Raw genomic sequence first — 20,136 nt, forward strand, 5'->3', positions numbered from 1 at the left:
TTATCTCGCAGAATTATTTTTAATCACTTTTTTATACAATATGTGCAGTCTATAGTAATTAACCTGTATAAAACAACAGTTGTTTTGTGATTATTTTATAATGATGTTTCTTTATACCGTATTTAGAGAGATTTGTTTTATAAGTATATACATAAAAAATAAGCTGAATATTGTAGTGATAATTTATAGCAAAAATAATAAATATGAATACAGTTCAATAAGATAAGGAGTACCAAGGATGGAGAATCAATCTATCAACACTCTTTTACCAAGAGAAAAACTTGTACTTTATGGAGCAGAAGCCCTCACAGACATTGAGTTACTTGCCATTTTTTTACGAACAGGGACTTATGAAAAATCAGTTTTTGAACTTGCTGATTTTTTGCTCAAAGAGTGTGGCTCTCTTTACCATGTTATTAATGCTGATTATGAAACTTTGGGACGTTTTAAAGGAATAGGTATTGGTAAATTCACACAGTTACAAGCAATTAATGAAATGTCTCAGCGATTCTCTAAAACGCAATTTATGCATAAAAATGTCCTTTCATCCTCAGACGACACTAAATTTTACTTACAAAAATTATTAAGTTGGCGTGATAGAGAAGTATTTATTGTTTTATTTCTTGATAATCAAAACCAACTTATTGATTTTGAAGAAATGTTTAAAGGAACAATTAATCGGGTAGAAGTTCATCCAAGAGAAATTGTGCGTCAATCAATAAAAAAGAATGCAACTTCGATTATTCTTGCCCATAATCATCCTTCTGGCATCTCAGAACCCAGTCTTGCTGATAAGCAATTAACTGAAAAAATTTTTAGTGCATGCCAATTAGTGGGAGTAAATGTACTCGATCACCTTGTTATTGGGCATGAGAACTGTGTTTCTTTCGCTGAAAGAGGTTGGTTATAGCTAATATTTTTGCAATAATTGTCAATCTTTATTTGTACGGGTCTTGAGCGTTGGCGCCATTGGGCGTATACTACGCCACCTTTGAGGATCTTGGGTTTGGCGAGAAGAGCCTATCTCAGCAAGTTTTTTCTGAGGTGATTACACAGTTTTTCGTTCGTTAAAAGTTGCTGAGATGGGCTCCAAAGCCTGACGAGGCGGCCAAACCTGATACTAAAGCTCGAGCTGATTAGATTTTTGGAGAATAGACATGTCCCGAGTCTGCCAAGTTACCGGCAAGCGTCCTGTGAGTGGAAACAACCGCTCTCACGCATTAAACGCGACTAAACGCCGTTTTCTGCCAAACCTGCACTCTCACCGTTTCTGGGTTGAGTCTGAGAAACGTTTCGTAACTCTGCGTGTATCTGCTAAAGGTATGCGTGTGATTGATAAAAAAGGCATCGAATCTGTATTAGCAGATCTACGTGCCCGTGGTGAGAAGTTCTAAGGAGCTGAAAAATGGCTAAAGGTATTCGCGAGAAAATTAAACTCGTCTCTTCTGCTGGTACAGGTCACTTCTATACCACTACGAAGAACAAACGCACTATGCCAGAAAAACTGGAAATGAAAAAATTCGATCCAGTTGTTCGCCAGCATGTGACTTATAAAGAAGCTAAAATTAAATAATTTCAGTCTTCTTAAAAAACCCGACCTTCGTGTCGGGTTTTTTATTATATAGAGTAAGCTAAGTATAAAGAAGTAAAGCTATTATGCTATTCACTCATACTTTCGTTATACTAATATCCTTTTAGTCATCAGGTGAATGGATTGCGATGAGTGAGTCGATGCTGTCAATATTACATACAGAGTCTTCGTGTGGTTGGGGTGGTCAGGAAATTCGTATTCTGACAGAATCTCAGGGAATGATCCGTCGAGGACATAAAGTGTCCTTAGTTTGTTGCCCAAATTCGCAAATTGCAAAAGTGGCATCTGAGTATGGTATTGATGTTATTACTCTTCCCATTGAAAAAAAACGTTATGCTGCATTAACTGCAATGAGACGTTGGTTAAAACAACATCATCACCAGTTTGATATTATTAATACCCACAGTTCTACAGATGCTTGGCTTGTTGCTGTTTCTTGTGCAACATTGCGCCATACACCTCCTATTGTACGTACACGCCATGTTTCTACTGATGTTTCTCGTTCATTGCCTACTCGTTGGCTCTATCTCTCCTCTAGCTCACATATCGTGACAACAGGTGAAAAACTAAGAGAAACATTACATCAACATAATCGTTTTCCGCTTGAGAAAATGACATCAGTACCAACAGGTATTGATTTGCAACGATTTTCTCCACAAGAAAAGCAACGGGCTAGAGAAAAAATAGGGCTTCCTAATAAGCCCACCTTAGGTATTGTGGCCACCATGAGAGTTTGGAAAGGGCATAAATATTTGGTTGAAGCGTGGAAAATATTGCATCAACAATATCCTGAATGGCAGCTTGTTTTTGTTGGTGATGGTCCTCAGCGTAAAAATTTAGTCCCTATGGTTAAAGAGGCTGGTTTAGAAGAGCATATTTTCTTTTTAGGGAATCGTACTGATGTGCCTGATTGCTTAAATGCAATGGATCTCTTCGCACTACCTTCTTTTGGTAATGAAGGCGTGCCTCAAGGGATTATGCAAGCGATGGCATGCGGTTTACCTGTCATTTCGACGACAGTCGGTGCAATTAGTGAAGCGGTAATAGATGGTAAAACCGGATTTACACTCGCGCCTCAAGTACAAGAAACTTTAACTAATTATCTTGCTAAATTAATGAGTTCAACAGCATTAAGAGAAGAAATGGGACAAGCGGCTTTAGTACATGCAAGAGAGAAATTTGGTTTAGATAACATGTTGAATAAAATGGAATATATCTTTATTCAAGCGATTAATACAAAAAACAGATAAGTATGATAAATATCACTTTTATGGGGTATTATCACTATTGTAGAATTTTCTTACAGTTTATTCATTCTAATGATGAATATTTGTAATGTTTTTTAGTGTATAGTCTAGAAAGCAAATGTATCATTTTAAGTCAAAAAAAGAGTATGGTTCCTAAAAACATATTGGTTATAGCAATAGCCCGCTTTGGTGATACATTACTTATCACTCCTGCAATACATGCACTTAAAACGCGTTGGCCACACGCGCGTATCCATGTATTTGCTCATAAGCGTAGTGCCTGTATTCTTGCCCATAATCCAGATATTTATCGAGTTAATGCTTTTTCGAAAAGAAAAGCAACGTGGTTAGGTTGGTTACCTAACAAGCCTTATGATTTAGCATTGGTGTATGGAAATGATCACGAATTAGTTGATTATGCACGTCGCCAATCACACCATACAGTCGCTTTTGCAGATAACGGATTGGATGAAAAGGGAATAACGTGGGTGGCTCGCCCTAATACGCTAATGATTGCGCAAAAAGAACGAGCCTTATTAGTTAATGCATTAGAGATTAATCCTACTTATTGGCACTTACATTATACGGTGACAGATAAAGAAAAATTTTTTGCTAGAAAATTTTTAAAAGATAATGCATTAATTAATAAGAAGATTATTGGTTTTCAGCTACAAAGTTTTCCTGCTAAAGCCTATCGGGATTGGCCTGCAGAAAATTTTTTGCAATTAGCAAAACAGATTATTGCCCATGACGAACAAGCTTATTTTCTGCTATTAGGTGGAGAAGAAAGTAAACAGTTAGCATCTGCACTAGCTAAAACAATAGGCAAAGAGCGATGTTTATCCATCGCTGGATGTGTTTCTATGCGACAAAATGCCGCCATTATGGCTCACTTATCGCTATATGTTGGGGTTGATACAGGGCCTACACATTTAGCGGGTGCTCTAGGTATTCCAATGGTGGCGCTATATCATAGCTTCCATCCTGGATGCTACTTAGCGCCTTTACAGCATTCATGTTGCCAAGTGATTGAACATCCTAATTCGTTAAATAATGCTAGCCGTGAAGATACTATGGCTGATATTTCAGTTGAAAAAGTGTGGAATGCCGTTAGTCATATAATAAATAAAATGAAGGTGAAAGAGTAACCCATGAAGATAGGTTTAATTGATGTCACAATCACAATGTCTTATGGCGGTATCCAAACAGCGGTTTGGGAACTGGCAAAGCAATTGCATGATGCTGGACACGAGGTTCATCTTTATGGGGGCGAGGGAAATGTGCGACAAAAACTGGAAGGACGCCAAATTGAGATCCATACTTACCCTTATACGCCAAGAGATAAAGTGATTGATTTAGGTGGACGATTTCGCCGTATTGTTGAGCGTTATACATTTGCTCGCCATGCGAAACAAGATGTCATTGACCAAAAATTTGATTGGATCATCTTAACAAAGCCATTTGATTTCTTTTGGCCCCGCTTAATGCCAAAATCATCAGTGACACGTTTTTGTTATATGAGTGGTGGTACAAGTTTTTTTAAGGGTGATCGCAAATTAGGTAAAAAAATTTCGGCATGGGTCGCTTGTAGTCATTTTAATGCTTGGCAAATTCAACATCATTTTAAACAATTTCCTCGTGTCATTTATAATGGTGTCGATATTGAAAAATTTAAACCTATGACTACGTCATTGCGCCAGCAATTAGGTGTTGGTGAAAACACTTTTTTACTCGCCTTTGCGGGTCGATTAGTTGGATGGAAAGGTTTAAATATTGCGATTGATGCGATAAGCCAATTACGTGATGAGGATGTTAAACTTCTTATCATTGGTAATGGTGACGATTTAGCTCGATTAAAAAATAAAGTCATGATTAAAGGCGTTGCTGATCAGATTATCTTTCATGAGCCTATTGAACATAATAAATTACCTGAGTTTTATGCGGCTTGTGATGCCGGTATTTTTCCAAGTATAGGTGATGAGGCTTTTGGTATTACTATTGCAGAAGCTATGGCATGTGCTAAGCCCGTTATAGCAAGTCATATAGGTGGTATTCCTGAGGTTGTTGGTAATGAAGGCAATGCAGGATTATTAGTTACTCCTGGTGATGCTGATGCCATTGTTATGGCAATTAATCATCTACGTGGATTACCAGATAAAGGAAAAATGATGGGTGAAAACGCACGTTTACGCATAGAATCTTGCTATACTTGGCAACATTCAACACAACGTTTATTACAGGCTTTAGCGTCATCATTATGAAAATCGCTTATCTTGATCCTTATCCTGTCCCTGATTTACGTGTTGCATCATTGCAAATTTTACAAAATGTTGATGCTTTTGCTCGAGCAGGCATGCACGTTTCACTTGTGACACCGAAAGGACATTATAAAGATAACGATATTTTAGGTCGAGCCATCCATTCTAATGCAAACCTTGTTTCATTACGCGATATTCGGCGAAAGTGGTATTTTCCCTTTAATTCACAAAAACTTTTTTCATTACAAATTGCGCGTTGGCTAAAGCAAAACGCTGTTGATGCATTATTTACCCGTAATTTAAAATTGGCATGTTACCTCTCAGAACGTTACCCCGATATTCCTCTCTTTTTTGAAAGTCATGAAATTTTTGCTCAATCATTTGCTGAATCTCATTCATTTGAAAATAAGCGAAATCGAGTTAAATATCATAAATTATTAAAAATGGAGAAACAGGTTTATAGCAAGGCGACGGGTATTTTTGTTTTAACCACATTATTACGTGAAGATATTTTATCGCAATATCAAGTTAATACGCCTATTACTGTTGTTCCTGATGGTGTTGATCTTCATGCTGTTGCGCAGTGTGATATCAAATTAACGCCGTCTCCTAAAGCCGTTACTGAAGTGCTTTATCTTGGTAGCTTGCATAAGTGGAAAGGAATACCCACAATGATGCGTGCAATGAAGTACCTTGATAACGCAAGGTTAAATATTGCAGGGGGAACATTAGAACAAATCGCGGGATTAACATTATTGGCTCAAGAAATGGATGTAATTGATAAAGTGAATTTTCTTGGCTTTATTGACCCTAAACAACGATTTTCTGCCATTGCTCAGCACGATATTTGTGTTTTACCTTTAACGCTTACGAGTATAGGAAGTCGTTATACATCGCCTCTAAAATTATTTGAATATATGGCGATGGGTAAGCCTGTAGTGATTTCAGATTTTCCTTCTATTCGTGATGTGGTAGATGAAAAAGCCGTGAGTTTTGCTGATAGTGGCGATGCACAAAGTTTTGCTAAACAAATAATCTTCTTGAGAGAAAATGAACAGAGAGCTACTGAAAAAACAGCACATGCCCGTTCATTAGTTGAGAATTATTACAACTGGGATAAACGGGCTGAAGTGATTATAGAAACAATGCTAAAACTCACTAAATAAGTTTATTACGCTGTTTTTTCTGGTGTTATTGGGTGGGTTAACAGTGAATACCGTAGCGCCAATAATAAGCCCACCAAAATCCCCACTTGATTAATGTAGGCATTTTCAAATAATCCCCGAAATACGTACATACCTAAAAATGACATCATTACTATTAAGGCGGTTTGTCTTATTAGTTGTTGGTTTTTTCTCATTAAGATGATGCTTTGAGCAACAAAAGAAATACAAAAATAGAGAATACCCAGTAACCCTAAAATACCACCCGCAAACCAAAAGGCTAAGAAGCTATTATGAGGGCCGATGGATTCTTTAAATACCCAATTTGGATGGTCTGCTACGCGTTCATTATAAACATGATGGTATAGGCGATTACCGTAACCATAACCTTTAATCGGGTTCTCTAAAATAAGATCAAGTGCTGAACCTTGCGTACCATTATCAAACCGTAATCCGCTATTCGTTTGCGTGAGTTTATGTTGAAGAAATTTACTTACTAATTGATTGGTTGGTAATTGTGTTGCAGATATAAATAAAAGCGCGCTAATAATCAAGCCAATCAGCATTAATAGCCATTGGCGATTAATAATTAAAATGAGTAATGTACTTAGCGCTAATGCAAACCACGCACCACGTGCTAATGTACCTAAAATACAAGCAAAAAAAAGTAAACCAACAAAAGCTAATAATAGCCAGTTAACGAAAGAATGACGTTTTTTTAATGCCCACACACTAAGAATAATAGGAAAGAAAAATAATAAACCGTAAGAAATTTCTCTATGCTTTAATTGGCTTACTGGAGTGAAAGGTAAAATATTTTCTTGGTATTCAAGATAATATTGTATTAAATCTTTTGCCATCAGCACAAGTAAGCCCACAGCAAAGGCAACTATTACCATTTTAGCTATATCTGTCGGTTTTTCTTGGTAAAGTACAATAGGAAAGGTAAGTGAGAATAACAATAAGCCATTTAATATGGGTTTATTAATTTCTTTAATGCTGATGCTAGGCTCAACAGAAATCAATATTGAATAACTCACCGCCAATAATAATAATAGTAGTGATAATGACAGATTATTTTTAAAAATTCGGTAAACAGCACGAAAATCACGTATAACATACCAAAGGGCGGTCGCTCCAATTAATCCCATGACAATGTTTTTATAGCGAGTGATATCTGGTAAGTAGATCAATATAATATAAAGTCCAATAATGGATAAATTCCAAAGGGATTTTTTACTATAGTCTTTAAACAACATCATAATAATCTGCCATCGCTCTATAATTTTATGAGGTTGCTGATCATACAATAAAAATGATGTTATCGCTGTAATTCTCTATATTAAAGAAAGGGAGGGCAACAGTGCCTGAATTACCTGAAGTTGAAACGAGTCGTAGAGGTATTGAGCCTCATCTTGTAGGGAATGTTTTACATTATGCGATTGTGCGCAACAGTAAGTTACGTTGGCCTGTTTCGGAAAAAATTAAAACATTACTTGATGAACCTATTTTAAGTGTTCAGCGTCGTGCTAAATATTTATTAATCGAGCTTAATAAAGGATGGATTATTATTCATTTAGGCATGTCGGGGAGTCTCAGAATTTTATTAGAAGAACAACCTGAAGAAAAACACGACCATGTCGATTTAATTTTTAGAGATGGCAAAGTACTGCGTTATACAGACCCTAGGCGCTTTGGTGCATGGCTATGGTGTGAAGATTTAGAAACAAGCTCTGTATTAGCACATTTAGGCCCTGAACCTCTCTGTGATGAATTTAATGCAGAATATCTGTATCAAAAATCACGTCATAAATCAGTAGCAATCAAACCTTGGTTAATGGATAACAAATTGGTAGTGGGTGTGGGGAATATTTATGCTAATGAGGCTCTTTTTTCATCAGCCATTATGCCAGACAGAAAAGCAAATAGTTTGACGCAAGATGAGTGTACTATTTTAGTGAATGCTATTAAAAAAGTTTTAGCACGTTCTATTGAGCAAGGGGGAACTACATTAAAAGATTTTCTACAATCTGATGGCAAGCCAGGTTATTTTGCTCAAGAATTGTTTGTTTATGGAAGAAAAGATAAGCCTTGTTTAATTTGTGGTAATACGATCGAAAGTATTAAACAAGGGCAACGTAGTACTTTTTTTTGTAGACATTGCCAACACGGTGAGAGTGAAAATTAGATTTTACCTAATTTTTTTAGCATTGCATCAGTGACCATATCCGGTAAAAAGGTTGATATATCGCCATCATGACGGGCAACATCTTTAATTAATGATGAAGAGACAAAAGATAAGCTTTGAGACGGTAATAAAAAAACGCTGTCTAAATCGGGTGCAAAATGGCGGTTCATATTGGCGAGCTGCCACTCATATTCAAAATCAGAAACAGAACGTACTCCACGAATAAGAATAGTCGCTTGTTGTTCTTTTGCAAAATTTGCCATAAGTTGTGAGAAACCAATCACTTCAACATTGTCTAAATGATTGGTGACTTCTTTTGCTAACGTTACACGTTCTTCTAACGAGAACATTGGGTTTTTACGTTCGCTTTCTGCTATTGCTAATAATACTGTATCAAACATACCCGCAGCACGAGTTAAAATATCAATATGACCAAAGGTGATTGGATCAAAGGTTCCTGGATAGATGGCTTTATTTTTTTTCATCATTTCGCTTCTTTTGGCTAAGTTCCCATAATGAGGCATACTTATTAAAGGTATACTGTGTATTCACTAATGCCAACAGCAAACCTTGTTTTCCATCGAGAAAACCTTTTCTGAGTAACCATGTTTTGAAAAAGGCACCTAAACTATGCGTTAAGATTGAGCAGTAACTTGTTGTTTTGCCTTGCTGATGACGTTCTTGAGCCCAAACAGTGGCATATCTTAGCTGTTTTTGCTGAAATTCCATTAAGTCACGGCAAGTTAGGTGAAGAAGATCACCTTGTAATGTTTTTACCGTGGCATTATGCGTTTCTAATGATTCATGTACTAAATTATCATTATATTGATAATGTTCTCGTGCATATAAACGGGTGACTTTATCTGGATACCAGCCACTGTGTTTCATAAAGCGACCCATAAATAAGTTACGTCGAGCACAGTTGTAAACTACGTTATCGTTTGATTGTTTAAGTGTTTTTTCAATACTTAATTTTAATTCTGTGGTTACCCGTTCATCACAATCAATCATAAAGATATAGTCACATGTCGCATATTTTTGTGCTAACTGGCGCTGCTTTCCAAACCCAGGCCAATTTTCGTTTACAAAAACGTGAGCGCCTTTTTGTTTTGCGATTTTGCATGTGTCATCTTGGCTACCGGAGTCTAATACAATAATTTCATCAGCCCATTGTACAGAGTCTAAACATTCACCGATGACATCTGCTACATTTTTACTTATCATCACCACAGAAAGACGTTGACGTGAACTCATTAGTGGCTCCGTGGTGGTAAATAAGGGGAGAGTAGCGTGAGTAAGCGCAATAATGCCCCCTGGTTCTCATGAAGAACCTCAACAGCATGACGTCCATAATAGCGACGATAATCTTCATCATTAAGTAAAGAGGCAACAGCGCTGACTAGCGAATCGCTATCCGTTATTGTGATAAGACCTTCTGCTTGATCTAATTTAGCGCAGATATTTTTGAAATTAAAGGTATGTGGACCCATAAGAACAGGAATGGCATGCGCGGCTGCTTCAAGTGGATTATGCCCGCCTCGTTCAACGAGGCTGCCACCCACAAACGCGAGATCAGCAATTCCGTATAGCAACATTAATTCACCCATTGTATCGCCAATAACGACTTGGGTTTGAGCATCAGGAATAGTATCAGCACTACGTAAAACGTATGTTAGCGCTGCTTCTTGAGTGAGTTGTTCTGCTTTAGCAAAACGTTCAGGATGTCGAGGTACGAGAATAAGCAGTAAGTGAGGAAATTGAGCCAGAAGTTTTTTATGAGACTCTAAGATAATCGCTTCTTCACCTTCATGAGTACTTGTTGCAATCCAAACAGGTCGATGAGCAGCCCATTGGCGACGTAATGCCACAGCTCTAGCTGCTAATTCTGGTGTGACGGAAATATCAAATTTTAAGCTACCCGTGACATGTAAATGCGAACGCTTTAAACCCAGTTCAATAAAACGATCCCCATCTTCCTGATTTTGTGCCGCAATTAAGGTAATTTTTCTCAGTATATTTTTGACAAAATGACCTAGCTTTTGATATCCCGCAGCAGAACGTTCTGATAATCGCGCGTTAGCAATAATTAACGGTATTTTACGGCGATGAAGCTGTAAAATCAGATTAGGCCAAAGTTCTGTTTCCATAATGATAACTAATTTCGGATCCACAGTATTAAGAAAACGATAAATAGAACCCGGCAAATCATAAGGAAGATAAACGTGATAAACATCATCACCAAATGCTGAAAGTACGCGCTCAGAGCCTGTTGGTGTCATGGTTGTGACGGTAATAGGCAAATCAGGATAATGATGGCGTAACGCACGAACTAGAGGCACGGCAGCAAGAGTTTCACCAACGGAAACTGAATGGAGTAATATACCATTAGGCGCGACTTTGCCTTTGCAAAAGCCATAGCGCTCTGCCCACCGTTTACGGTAGGCTGGTGCTTTACGGCTACGTAGCAAAAGACGTAGCCAAATCAGAGGTTGAATAAGGTAAAGAAGTACCTGATATAAACGCAACAACATGCTATCAAATTCACTTATCTGGACGAAGGCCTATAGTATCACACTGTGCGGTGGAAAGTGTGTAAAACAAGTTGGCGCGATGGCGGATTAAGGAATTAAAGCGATATACTGCTTTAAAATATGATTTAATTCAAATTTTGAATACGAGGACGGCAATATCTCAGGTGGTGAATAGTAAGCAAGTCGCAGTTTTTCAGCTAGAGAATCAACATTCATATCAGAAAGGTAATTTGCTAATTCGTCAGTCATTATTTCACTCACACCGCCAGGGCAACGAGTACTTGCAATCGGTGTTCCACAAATCAACGCTTCAATTAATACAGTAGGTAATCCTTCACTATCTGAACTTAATGCAACAACTTTCGCATTTTTGATGACCGGAAGTGGATTAGATATAAAGCCTGCAAGCTTCACTTTTTCAGTTAAGTTAAGCTGTATGATTTGTTCTTCAAGTCTTTGTTTAATCGCAGGTGTCCCTTCCCCTAAAATAATTAATTGGCAAGGTAAGTTCGCTTTTGAGAAGGCCTCAATAAGTCTGTCTTGTCTTTTTACTTCATGTAGCCGACCGACATGTAATATATAATCTTGTTGTGAAAATGGATTCGGCTGAAGCGCTTTTTGTTGTATTTCTGTCGTATTAAAAGGGTTATAAATCGTTTTCAATTGATGGGCATGAATATCAATAGTATTGATTAAGTCATCTTTTACTGCATTGGAAACGCAAACTAGCTTTTTATTTTTATAGACATGCTTAATTTTATTTTTTTTAAGCCAATAAGAAAAGCCAGATTTATTTCCTAAATAAGATTGAGAGTAAATACCATGGATGCAATACCACACATTGCATGTAGCAAGTTTTTTTGAACGAGAAACAATACGATCTGTTTTATGTAAATTAGAAAGCACTAATTCAGGAATACCTTTATCGATAAAAAGCTGCTCTAAAACGCTATCAAGTGATTTTGCCCTGCGAGAGATCTCCGTGAGCTTTCTAAATATGCCACGATAAGCGTCTTGATCAACAATATAATTAATATAATCGGGTAGCTCATAAGCAAGCTTCTTATCTAGAGAAAGTAATGTCACTTGATATCCTGCTTGATAAAAGCCATTGGCAAGCCTGAGAGTGACATTTTCAGCCCCTCCACCAGGTAGTCCATCAATAATAAAAAGTATATGCTTTTGGTTCACAGGGATAATATCCGTTTATAAAGTGCAATAAGTTCGCTTGATAATCGCTGAGGTGTATAAGGGAGAATCGTCTCTCTCGCTATACGTGACATATCAGCCCATGCTGAATTTTGAGGAATACGGGTTATGGAATCAGTGATTGCTGAAATATCTAATGCATCACAAACAAATCCATTTTGGCCGTTTTTAATAAATTCAGCGCCGCCACAAGTGGTAGATGTTATTACTGGCAGACCACAAGATAATGCCTCAAGAATAACATTAGGAAAAGGGTCATAAAGGGTTGGTAGTAACAATGCATCAGCCATTTGGTAAAAATCAAGCGTCTTTTTTTGCATACCTAGAAAGAAAATACGCTGACTACACCCTAATTGATTAGCAAGTTGTTCATATTTTCGTTGGTTCTTATCAGTGCCTACAACTAATAATAAAGCCTGTGTATTCGCTATGGCTGAAATAGCTGCTGCCAATCCTTTTCTTTCAAATCCTGAACCTACATAAATAAAACATGGAGTGTCTTGTGGAATATTATAGTGTGTTTTTAATGCACGCTTTTGCGTATTTGTCGCAGGTACAAAAGCATTATGATCAATAGCATTATAGATAACGTCAATTTTGTCAGCTGAGACACCAAAATCTTCAATAATTTCCTGTTTGACCATGTGCGAATTACAAATCACTTTTTTTAATGCAGGATCAGCATACATTTGTTTTTCTGCATTCATTACATAGCGATGATATCTATCATAAAATAACCAACGCCCTTTCCAATTAGGTAGAATTTTCTGCCGTTGTAATAACCATCGACGATGTACGCCGTCACCAGCACGAAAAATATCACATCCTGCAATACGTTCATGGCTTTGAACGAGATCAAAATGATTTTCTTGCCAGCAGGCTTTAGCTGCTTTAGCAAAGCCTGATTCGCGACTTATCCTGCCATATTTTTTAGGATTACATAGATGTATATGCCAATCAGGATTTATATCACCTAACCATTGTCGAGTAATAACATTAAGCTCTAGATCATCATTGGACAACGCATCTAAAGCACGGGAAATAAAACGCTCAGCGCCACCATCAGGACGGTATTTTTGTCTAACAATAGCTAATCGTAATGGTGTGTTCATGAAGATAAATACCTTTTTGCGGCTTGGTAGACCGCATCAATTGGAATGGCGGAGAGATAGCGTTGTTGAGTATCGGTTTTAATATTATCGGGATGTGGAATCTCCATGTAATCACCCGCCCAAATTGTTTCACCTATAGCTTGCCAAGGATGCCAATGTTCTAATTTTGATGGACCAAAGAGTGCAATTAACGGTGTTTTTAGTGCGGCAGACATATGCATTGCAACAGAATCAACGCCAATAAAGAGTTTTGCATTGTCTATTAAGGCGGCAAGCTGAGGCAATGTAGTTTGGCCTGCTAATACCTTAATTTTGTCTTTGTCAGGGCATTGCATCAAAATTGTATTTATCATTTCTAACTCTTTTTCTTCAGGGCCTGCTGTTAAGACAATAGAATGTCCATCTTGTTGAAGAAGAGTTATTAATTTTGCCATTTTATCTTCATCCCAGCATTTAAAAAACCAACGAGAGGTTGGTTGAATAACGATATAGCCTTGGGTGAGAGAAAATTCTTTTATTTTATTTTCTAGCCATTGTTGGTCTGAGCTATGGTAACTCATGTTCACATCTGCTAATTTTTCTATATTAAGAGGTGTGAGTATACTTAGATTCTGTTCTACAGTATGCCATTTCCAATGATTATCAGTTGGCACAATAACATTGTGACATTTTTTCCAAAACTGACTGTTCTTACGTTTTTCAAATTCAAAGCCTAAACGTACAGGTGCTTTCGTTATTAGGCCAAATATGGCGGCTTTCCATTGATCTGCAAGGTTAATCACTAAGTCATATTGTTGTTTTTGTAATCTTCGACCTAGTTGCCACTCTTTTTTTAAGCGATATAATTTGCCTTGAGATTTCCAATTCCTATCGAGATAAAAAATATTATTTATTGATGGATTGTTTTGAAGCATAGGAAGCGTTTCTTTATATAATAAAACATCAATCATCGCATTAGGATATGTCGCCTTTAATGAATGTATCACTGGCGTTGTTAGTAACATATCCCCATGATGCTGGAGTTTAATAACTAAAATTCGATTATATGATTGATTTTGTTTATTCATAATTATTTTTTGCTTCAGTTCAAAGACTCTGATTGTAAACAAATCGACAGAAGGCATCTATCATACCTGATATATTGATTGAATTGATGTTTTCTGTTGCGTACCATGTTTTAAAGTAGGTTATTAATCGATTATCCATAATTGGCAAGGTATCCATGAAAAAACCAGCATTTATTATCACATTAGATACTGAAGGCGATAATCTTTGGGAAAATGAAAGTGAAATTACAACGCAAAACACACACTTTTTACCCCGTTTTCAGCAACTTTGTGAACGCTTCAATTTTAAGCCAGTATGGTTAACCAATTATGAAATGGCAATTGATGATGCCTATATCGAATTCGCCCGTGATGTTATTGCTCGTAACACTGGCGAAATTGGTATGCATTTACACGCTTGGAATAGTCCACCTCTAGTACCATTAACAGATAATGACTTACACTATCAACCTTATTTGATTGAATATCCCAAAGCTCAAATGCGAGAAAAAATCGCATTAATGACAGATTTACTTGAAAACAAGCTACAAACAAAAATGTTAAGTCATCGAGCCGGTCGTTGGGCATTTAATGAAACTTATGCTCAACTTTTAGTTGAATTTGGCTATCAAGTTGACTGTTCTGTTACACCTAAAGTTGATTGGCGTTTTACTAAGGGTGATCCTGCACAATCAGGTGGTACAGATTATACTCACTTTCCAAGTAATGCCTATTTTATAGATTTAAATGATATCAGTAAAATAGGTAATTCAACTTTGTTAGAAGTGCCCATGAGTATTGAATATAAACACTCTTATCTAATGAATACAATAAAACAAGGGTATGACAAATTAAGAGGAAAACAACGTGGGCCCTCTGTTAATTGGTTAAGACCTAAAGGTGGCAATGCACAACAGATGATAGAGGTAGCTAAAAAATCGCTATCTCAAGGGCATTCTCATATTGAATTTATGCTTCATTCATCTGAATTTATGCCAGGTGGTAGCCCAACCTTTAGAACTGAAAAAGATATTGAAGGGTTATATAATGATTTAGAAGTTTTATTTAGCTTTTTGTCAGATAAAGTGCAAGGAATGACTTTAGCTGAATATTATCAAACGAAGAAACAGAGAAAATAAAATGAAGTTGAAGAAATTAAAATGGGTACATAATTTTCTGAATATCTATAATCCTCTTTTAGGGAATATGAAAAATACACAGACATTTTCATCAGATATTCAATTTAAAAGTATTCTGATTTTTTCAACAACAGCACTGGGGGATTTTATGTTCAATACCCCAGCCATTAATGCTATTCGTGCCCATTATCCGCATGCTCATATTACTCTAATCTCTAGTGTAAAAAATAAATTACTTGTAGAAAATTATGACCAGGTTGATAGCGTAATTTATTGGGATAATAAAATAAGAAATTTGCTCCCTGTTGCTTTACAAGCCAAAAAATATAAGCCCGAAGTGGCAGTTATTCTACACTCGCATTTACCTTACGATGTTTTGCTCGCAGTTATGTCTGGTTGCCATTATATTTTACGGAAAACGTTTCATGAAATTCCACAATGGTTTACGAAGTGGCTTGTAGCTGATCATGTCCCTTCCTCAGGCCATATTATTCAATCTAAATTAGATCTTATCCGTTATTTAGGCATTGAAAGTACCAATACTGAAATGTCGCTTCCTTGTAAAATTGCGCAATTATCGAAAGATGATAATAATATTATTGGCTTTCAGATGGGAACATCAACACCAGAAAGAAAATGGGCTGTTAATAATTTTGTAGAATTGACAGAGAAGCTCATTGACGGAGATGGAACACTAAAAATTAAATTGATTGGTGCACCTCATGAGCAGAATTTATCTGATGAATTTTTTATGCTACTTCCTAAAAAGTATCATAAAAATATAGAAAATTTGATCGGAAAAACGTCATTACCAGAGTTATTAAGTCATATTAATATCATGGATGTTCTTGTGACGGGTGATACAGGCCCGTTACATCTAGCAATCGCATTAAAACGCCCTACAGTGAGCTTATTTGTAACAGCAAATCCTGATGCAACAGGCCCTTATCAAGATTTAGAACTGCACGAAATTATAAATAAAGAACCTATAGAGAATGTAGATGTAACAGAAATAATGAATGTCATCACAGTCAATGATGTATTTAATGCCGTAATTCGAAAAATTAAGCACTAATTCATTATTATTTAATTTATAGATTAATTAATGAAGATATTTCACTGGCCTGTATCTCTCCAATATCCCCATTTTTAGCTGTTATTGCTGTTTGCGCCTTACCGTAGCCACCGATTAATCCGGGGTCAGTAGGGCCAAACAAGGTAATATTAGGTTTATCTAACGCAGCTGTTAGATGACTCAATCCTGTATCTACAGAAACAACACTTTTTGCGCCTGCAATAACGTGAGCGACTTGTGCTAATGACATTTTAGGTAACACATCAACATAGTCAAAACCTTCAGCAAGGCGTAGTGCGCGCTGATGTTCATGTTCTGCACCCCATGGTAATTTTATACGTAATCCCGTTCCATAAAGTTGTGAAATTAACGCTCGCCAATGTATTTCTGGCCAGTGTTTTTCATCACGAGTGGTGGAATGTAAAAAGACCAAATAAGGGCGATCATCAAACGCAGGAAGAGTAAGGAAATGCTGAGCAATTCCATAATCTCCTTGAGAATGTGGAATGGGATAATTTAAGCTCAACGCAAAAAGCTGGCGAATACGCTCAACGGCATGCATTTTTTTACTAACATTATGGCGAACATTGTAAAACAAACTGGCTAATGGCTCACGAGCAGATTGACGAGAATAGCCATGTTTAGTTCCTTTAGCGTAACGAGTAACTAAAAAAGCGCTTTTAAGTAAGCCTTGGGCATCAATAACAGCATCATAATGTTTTGCTTGAATAGTATGACGAAATTGCGCTCTTTCAGCACGAATAGGCGCACTAAACCAATTCTTACGCCAACGACGTATAGCGACAGGGATCACTGTATCAACCGCTTGATGCCAGCTAGGAATTTGTGTAAAACCTTCTTCTACTGCCCAATCAAAGCGAATATCAGGATAAGCGAGTTGTGCATCAGTTAATGCAGGTAATGTATGTAAGACATCACCCATTGACGATGTTTTAACAATTAATACTCGCTTCACTATGATGGCTCCGCGTTAAGTAGAGTATCTAATTCAGCGAATACGCTATCAGGTTGAATATCAATTAAGCTTTGATGATAGCCTTGTTCAGCATCACCCTTACGAACTTTGTGATAACCGGTAATTAAACGAATGACTCGTGCTTTATGAGACAGTGGCGGAGTAAAATCAGGGCTACTTGGGCCATAAAGTGCAACTAATGGCCTACCTAAAGCTGCCGCAACATGCATCAATCCTGAGTCATTAGTGACGACAGCATGGCATGAAGCAATAAGATTAACGGCTTGCTCAAGACTTGTATCACCCGCAAGATTAAAGCAGAAATTTTGCGCTTGTGGTGAGAGAGCTTGCTTGATTTCTTCTCCTGCTTCTTTATCTTTTTGAGATCCAAAAAGGAAAACTTGATAGCCTTTTTCAGTAATTAATTTTTGCGCTAATGTAGCGTAATGATAATGAGGCCAGCGTTTTGCTGGTCCAAATTCAGCACCAGGACAAAAACCAATAGCAGGGCGCTGTGTTGATAAAGAAAATTGCTCAAGTGTGGTAGTAATATCATTATCAGTGACTGATAATTTTGGCCACAATAATGGTTGAGGTAGATCATTTGCTTTATGAACACTTTGTTTATCATAAGCTAATGCAACATAACGCTCGACCATTAATGGAAATGCGTCTTTATCTAAAGGACGTAAATCATTGAGTAGTCCATAACGCATTTCACCTCGCCAACCTATTCTTTTAGGAATATCAGCAAAGAAAGGGATTAATGCGGATTTAAAAGAGTTTGGTAATACATAAGCATGGGTATAACCGTTCTCTTTTAATTGTTTTCCTAAACGACGACGTTCGCCAATAGCTAATGCGCCATGGCCTAGTGGCATAGCGATAGCATTACAGACTTCTGGCATTTTTTCTAATAATGGACGGCACCATGTTGGTGCCATCACATCAATAGTGGCCTGTGGATGTAATGCCTTTAGTGTACGATAAAGACTTTGGGACATCATCATATCCCCGACCCATGAAGGCCCTACCACAAATATTTTCATAAAAAATGATTACTTACCTTGATTTAACCATTGCATATAAAGCTCAACACCTTCAGCGACTGTTTTAAATGGCGCGGTATAACCTGCTTTACGTAATTTAGTCAGATCAGCTTGAGTAAAGGCTTGATAACGACCTTTTAGTTTTTCTGGAAATTCAATATGTTCAACAGAAAGGTCTTTATCATGATGATAAGCAATCACGGCATCTGCAACCGCTTTAAATGATTCTGCTTGTCCTGTACCACAATTAAATATTCCTGAAACATTATTACGCCAAAACCATAAATTCACAGCGGCAACATCACCTACATAAATAAAGTCACGTTGGAAAGTTTCACTACCTTCAAATAATTTAGGATTTTGGCCTGCATTAACTTGGTTATTTAAATGGAATGCGACACTTGCCATACTTCCTTTATGCCCTTCACGAGGACCATAAACATTAAAATAGCGAAAACCACAAATCATGGATTTAGCTTCTGGTAATATTTGGCGCACATATTCATCAAATAAGAATTTAGAATAACCATAAATATTCAGTGGTGATTCATACTGTCTTTCTTCAATAAAATTATCAGTGCGTCCACCATAAGTTGCGGCAGAAGAGGCATATAAGAAAGGAATTTGGCGATCAAGACAATAGTGGAGTAGCTCTTTAGAATATTGATAGTTGTTATCCATCATATATTTGCCATCCCATTCCGTTGTGGATGAGCAGGCACCTTCATGGAAAACAGCATCGATATCACCGAAATCATCACCTGCAACAACACTGGCAATAAAATCCTCTTTATCCATGTAATCAGTGATATTAAGATCCACTAAATTTAGGAATTTTGTACCATCTTTCAGGTTATCAACAACCAAAATATCGGTATAACCTTCATCATTTAATGCTTTTACAATATTGCTGCCGATAAAACCTGCACCGCCAGTGACGATAATCATGTGGCTACCCCTTCATATAAAATCCAAAAATTAGCTCTGTACCTATAATAACACTGAACAGCCTTAACGGTAGTATTCATCGTGAAAGAACAGGCTGAAACTGATAAAAGATGGTGTGTAATAGTGATCCCACTTGAATAAACAACATTATTTATTTTTCTATTTTCGTAGAATGAATGGTTCAATGATTGGAGAGTTAGCCAAGATATTTAAACTGGGTGAAGCCACAATTTATCAAGCACTGAATATATCGGGTACTGAATATAGTTAAGCATACGTAAGGTAATATCATTCAAGAGCCGAAAAGTTAATCTACAAAAATATAATAATTAATAAGAATATGTGGGACTTTTCGGCAAATTGGGTGCAATAGCCCGATTTGTAATTCAGAGGAAAATACATATAAAGTTGCATTAGAATATTAAACTAACAATGATTTTTTCCTTTATTATTAATTAGTTAAAAAGAAAAAGAATCTATTTCTATTATTCCTGAATCACTACTTAGATCGGTTATATCGATCGGTAATACTTGTTTCATAGGTATTGCCTATCAAGTATGGGGTTTTACATAGAAATAATGAATTTTACTTTTGTTATATATG

General features: G+C 36.8%; 21 protein-coding genes. 11 read left to right on the forward strand and 10 right to left on the reverse strand.

Going from position 1 to position 20,136, the window contains the following annotated elements; all coding sequences use genetic code 11:
• Positions 1-238 precede the first annotated feature (238 nt).
• The 7 genes from radC to M983_RS08630 all read left to right on the forward strand — a co-directional run bounded on the left by radC (position 239) and on the right by M983_RS08630 (position 6,262).
• Entirely contained in the window at positions 239-910 is a 672-nt protein-coding gene (radC, locus tag M983_RS08600) for a RadC family protein (RefSeq protein ID WP_066749670.1), read from the forward strand.
• Between the two features lie 247 nt (positions 911-1,157).
• On the forward strand, positions 1,158-1,394 hold the full coding sequence (rpmB, locus tag M983_RS08605) for a 50S ribosomal protein L28 (protein ID WP_036914542.1): 237 nt from the start codon (positions 1,158-1,160) through the stop codon (positions 1,392-1,394).
• Between the two features lie 11 nt (positions 1,395-1,405).
• A complete protein-coding gene (rpmG, locus tag M983_RS08610) occupies positions 1,406-1,573 on the forward strand; it encodes a 50S ribosomal protein L33 (protein WP_004246483.1) in 168 nt (55 codons plus the stop codon).
• Between the two features lie 146 nt (positions 1,574-1,719).
• The gene (locus M983_RS08615; protein ID WP_066749671.1) at positions 1,720-2,841 is read left to right on the forward strand and encodes a glycosyltransferase family 4 protein; all 1,122 of its coding nucleotides are present in this window, start codon (positions 1,720-1,722) and stop codon (positions 2,839-2,841) included.
• Between the two features lie 143 nt (positions 2,842-2,984).
• Entirely contained in the window at positions 2,985-3,986 is a 1,002-nt protein-coding gene (locus M983_RS08620) for a glycosyltransferase family 9 protein (protein WP_066749672.1), read from the forward strand.
• A 3-nt stretch (positions 3,987-3,989) separates the two neighbouring features.
• On the forward strand, positions 3,990-5,099 hold the full coding sequence (locus tag M983_RS08625; RefSeq protein WP_066749673.1) for a glycosyltransferase family 4 protein: 1,110 nt from the start codon (positions 3,990-3,992) through the stop codon (positions 5,097-5,099).
• A complete protein-coding gene (locus tag M983_RS08630; RefSeq protein ID WP_083954580.1) occupies positions 5,093-6,262 on the forward strand; it encodes a glycosyltransferase family 4 protein in 1,170 nt (389 codons plus the stop codon). The genes M983_RS08625 and M983_RS08630 overlap by 7 nt, the downstream gene beginning before the upstream one ends.
• Positions 6,263-6,267: 5 nt before the next feature.
• On the opposite strand, the gene rfaL is transcribed toward M983_RS08630, so the two are convergent.
• Positions 6,268-7,521, reverse strand: a complete 1,254-nt coding sequence (gene rfaL, locus M983_RS08635) for an O-antigen ligase RfaL (protein ID WP_066749675.1) — start codon at positions 7,519-7,521, stop codon at positions 6,268-6,270.
• A 101-nt stretch (positions 7,522-7,622) separates the two neighbouring features.
• Between rfaL and mutM the strand changes: the two genes are divergently transcribed.
• Positions 7,623-8,447 (forward strand): bifunctional DNA-formamidopyrimidine glycosylase/DNA-(apurinic or apyrimidinic site) lyase, encoded by an 825-nt coding sequence (mutM, locus tag M983_RS08640; protein ID WP_066749676.1) that lies wholly within the window; start codon positions 7,623-7,625, stop codon positions 8,445-8,447.
• On the opposite strand, the gene coaD is transcribed toward mutM, so the two are convergent.
• The 6 genes from coaD to rfaQ form a co-directional block, all read right to left on the reverse strand.
• Complete coding sequence (gene coaD / locus M983_RS08645; RefSeq protein WP_066749697.1) at positions 8,444-8,932, reverse strand: pantetheine-phosphate adenylyltransferase; 489 nt, start codon at positions 8,930-8,932, stop codon at positions 8,444-8,446. The two genes, mutM and coaD, sit on opposite strands and share 4 nt — an antisense overlap.
• Positions 8,919-9,701, reverse strand: coding sequence for a glycosyltransferase family 2 protein (locus tag M983_RS08650; RefSeq protein ID WP_066749677.1), 783 nt, complete (start codon positions 9,699-9,701; stop codon positions 8,919-8,921). Before M983_RS08650 ends, coaD begins: the two co-directional genes overlap by 14 nt.
• The gene (gene waaA, locus M983_RS08655; RefSeq protein ID WP_066749678.1) at positions 9,701-10,978 is read right to left on the reverse strand and encodes a lipid IV(A) 3-deoxy-D-manno-octulosonic acid transferase; all 1,278 of its coding nucleotides are present in this window, start codon (positions 10,976-10,978) and stop codon (positions 9,701-9,703) included. The genes M983_RS08650 and waaA overlap by 1 nt, the downstream gene beginning before the upstream one ends.
• Positions 10,979-11,065: 87 nt before the next feature.
• Positions 11,066-12,169: a glycosyltransferase gene (locus tag M983_RS08660; RefSeq protein ID WP_066749679.1), complete on the reverse strand. Its 1,104-nt coding sequence runs from the start codon at positions 12,167-12,169 to the stop codon at positions 11,066-11,068.
• Positions 12,166-13,299 carry a glycosyltransferase family 4 protein gene (locus M983_RS08665; RefSeq protein ID WP_066749680.1) on the reverse strand — a complete coding sequence of 378 codons (1,134 nt, stop codon included), beginning with the start codon at positions 13,297-13,299 and terminating at the stop codon, positions 12,166-12,168. The genes M983_RS08660 and M983_RS08665 overlap by 4 nt, the downstream gene beginning before the upstream one ends.
• Positions 13,296-14,366 (reverse strand): putative lipopolysaccharide heptosyltransferase III, encoded by a 1,071-nt coding sequence (gene rfaQ, locus M983_RS08670; RefSeq protein WP_066749698.1) that lies wholly within the window; start codon positions 14,364-14,366, stop codon positions 13,296-13,298. The genes M983_RS08665 and rfaQ overlap by 4 nt, the downstream gene beginning before the upstream one ends.
• A 155-nt stretch (positions 14,367-14,521) precedes the next feature.
• Between rfaQ and M983_RS08675 the strand changes: the two genes are divergently transcribed.
• Both M983_RS08675 and M983_RS08680 read left to right on the forward strand, forming a co-directional pair.
• Positions 14,522-15,484 carry a polysaccharide deacetylase family protein gene (locus tag M983_RS08675; protein WP_066749681.1) on the forward strand — a complete coding sequence of 321 codons (963 nt, stop codon included), beginning with the start codon at positions 14,522-14,524 and terminating at the stop codon, positions 15,482-15,484.
• A gap of 1 nt (position 15,485) precedes the next feature.
• Entirely contained in the window at positions 15,486-16,559 is a 1,074-nt protein-coding gene (locus M983_RS08680) for a glycosyltransferase family 9 protein (protein ID WP_066749682.1), read from the forward strand.
• Positions 16,560-16,575: 16 nt separating this feature from the next.
• On the opposite strand, the gene rfaC is transcribed toward M983_RS08680, so the two are convergent.
• Genes rfaC through rfaD form a run of 3 tightly spaced genes read right to left on the reverse strand, consistent with a single transcriptional unit; the run spans position 16,576 to position 19,532 of the window.
• A complete protein-coding gene (gene rfaC, locus M983_RS08685) occupies positions 16,576-17,535 on the reverse strand; it encodes a lipopolysaccharide heptosyltransferase RfaC (protein WP_074388158.1) in 960 nt (319 codons plus the stop codon).
• Positions 17,535-18,584, reverse strand: coding sequence for an ADP-heptose--LPS heptosyltransferase RfaF (gene rfaF, locus M983_RS08690; protein ID WP_066749683.1), 1,050 nt, complete (start codon positions 18,582-18,584; stop codon positions 17,535-17,537). Before rfaF ends, rfaC begins: the two co-directional genes overlap by 1 nt.
• Before the next feature lie 9 nt (positions 18,585-18,593).
• Positions 18,594-19,532, reverse strand: coding sequence for an ADP-glyceromanno-heptose 6-epimerase (gene rfaD / locus M983_RS08695; RefSeq protein ID WP_066749684.1), 939 nt, complete (start codon positions 19,530-19,532; stop codon positions 18,594-18,596).
• Positions 19,533-19,665: 133 nt separating this feature from the next.
• On the opposite strand from rfaD, the gene M983_RS17390 reads away from it, so the two are divergent.
• Positions 19,666-19,803: a hypothetical protein gene (locus tag M983_RS17390; protein ID WP_157091942.1), complete on the forward strand. Its 138-nt coding sequence runs from the start codon at positions 19,666-19,668 to the stop codon at positions 19,801-19,803.
• Positions 19,804-20,136: the final 333 nt, after the last annotated feature.

The organism is Proteus myxofaciens ATCC 19692, assembly GCF_001654855.1.
GTDB lineage: Bacteria > Pseudomonadota > Gammaproteobacteria > Enterobacterales > Enterobacteriaceae > Proteus > Proteus myxofaciens.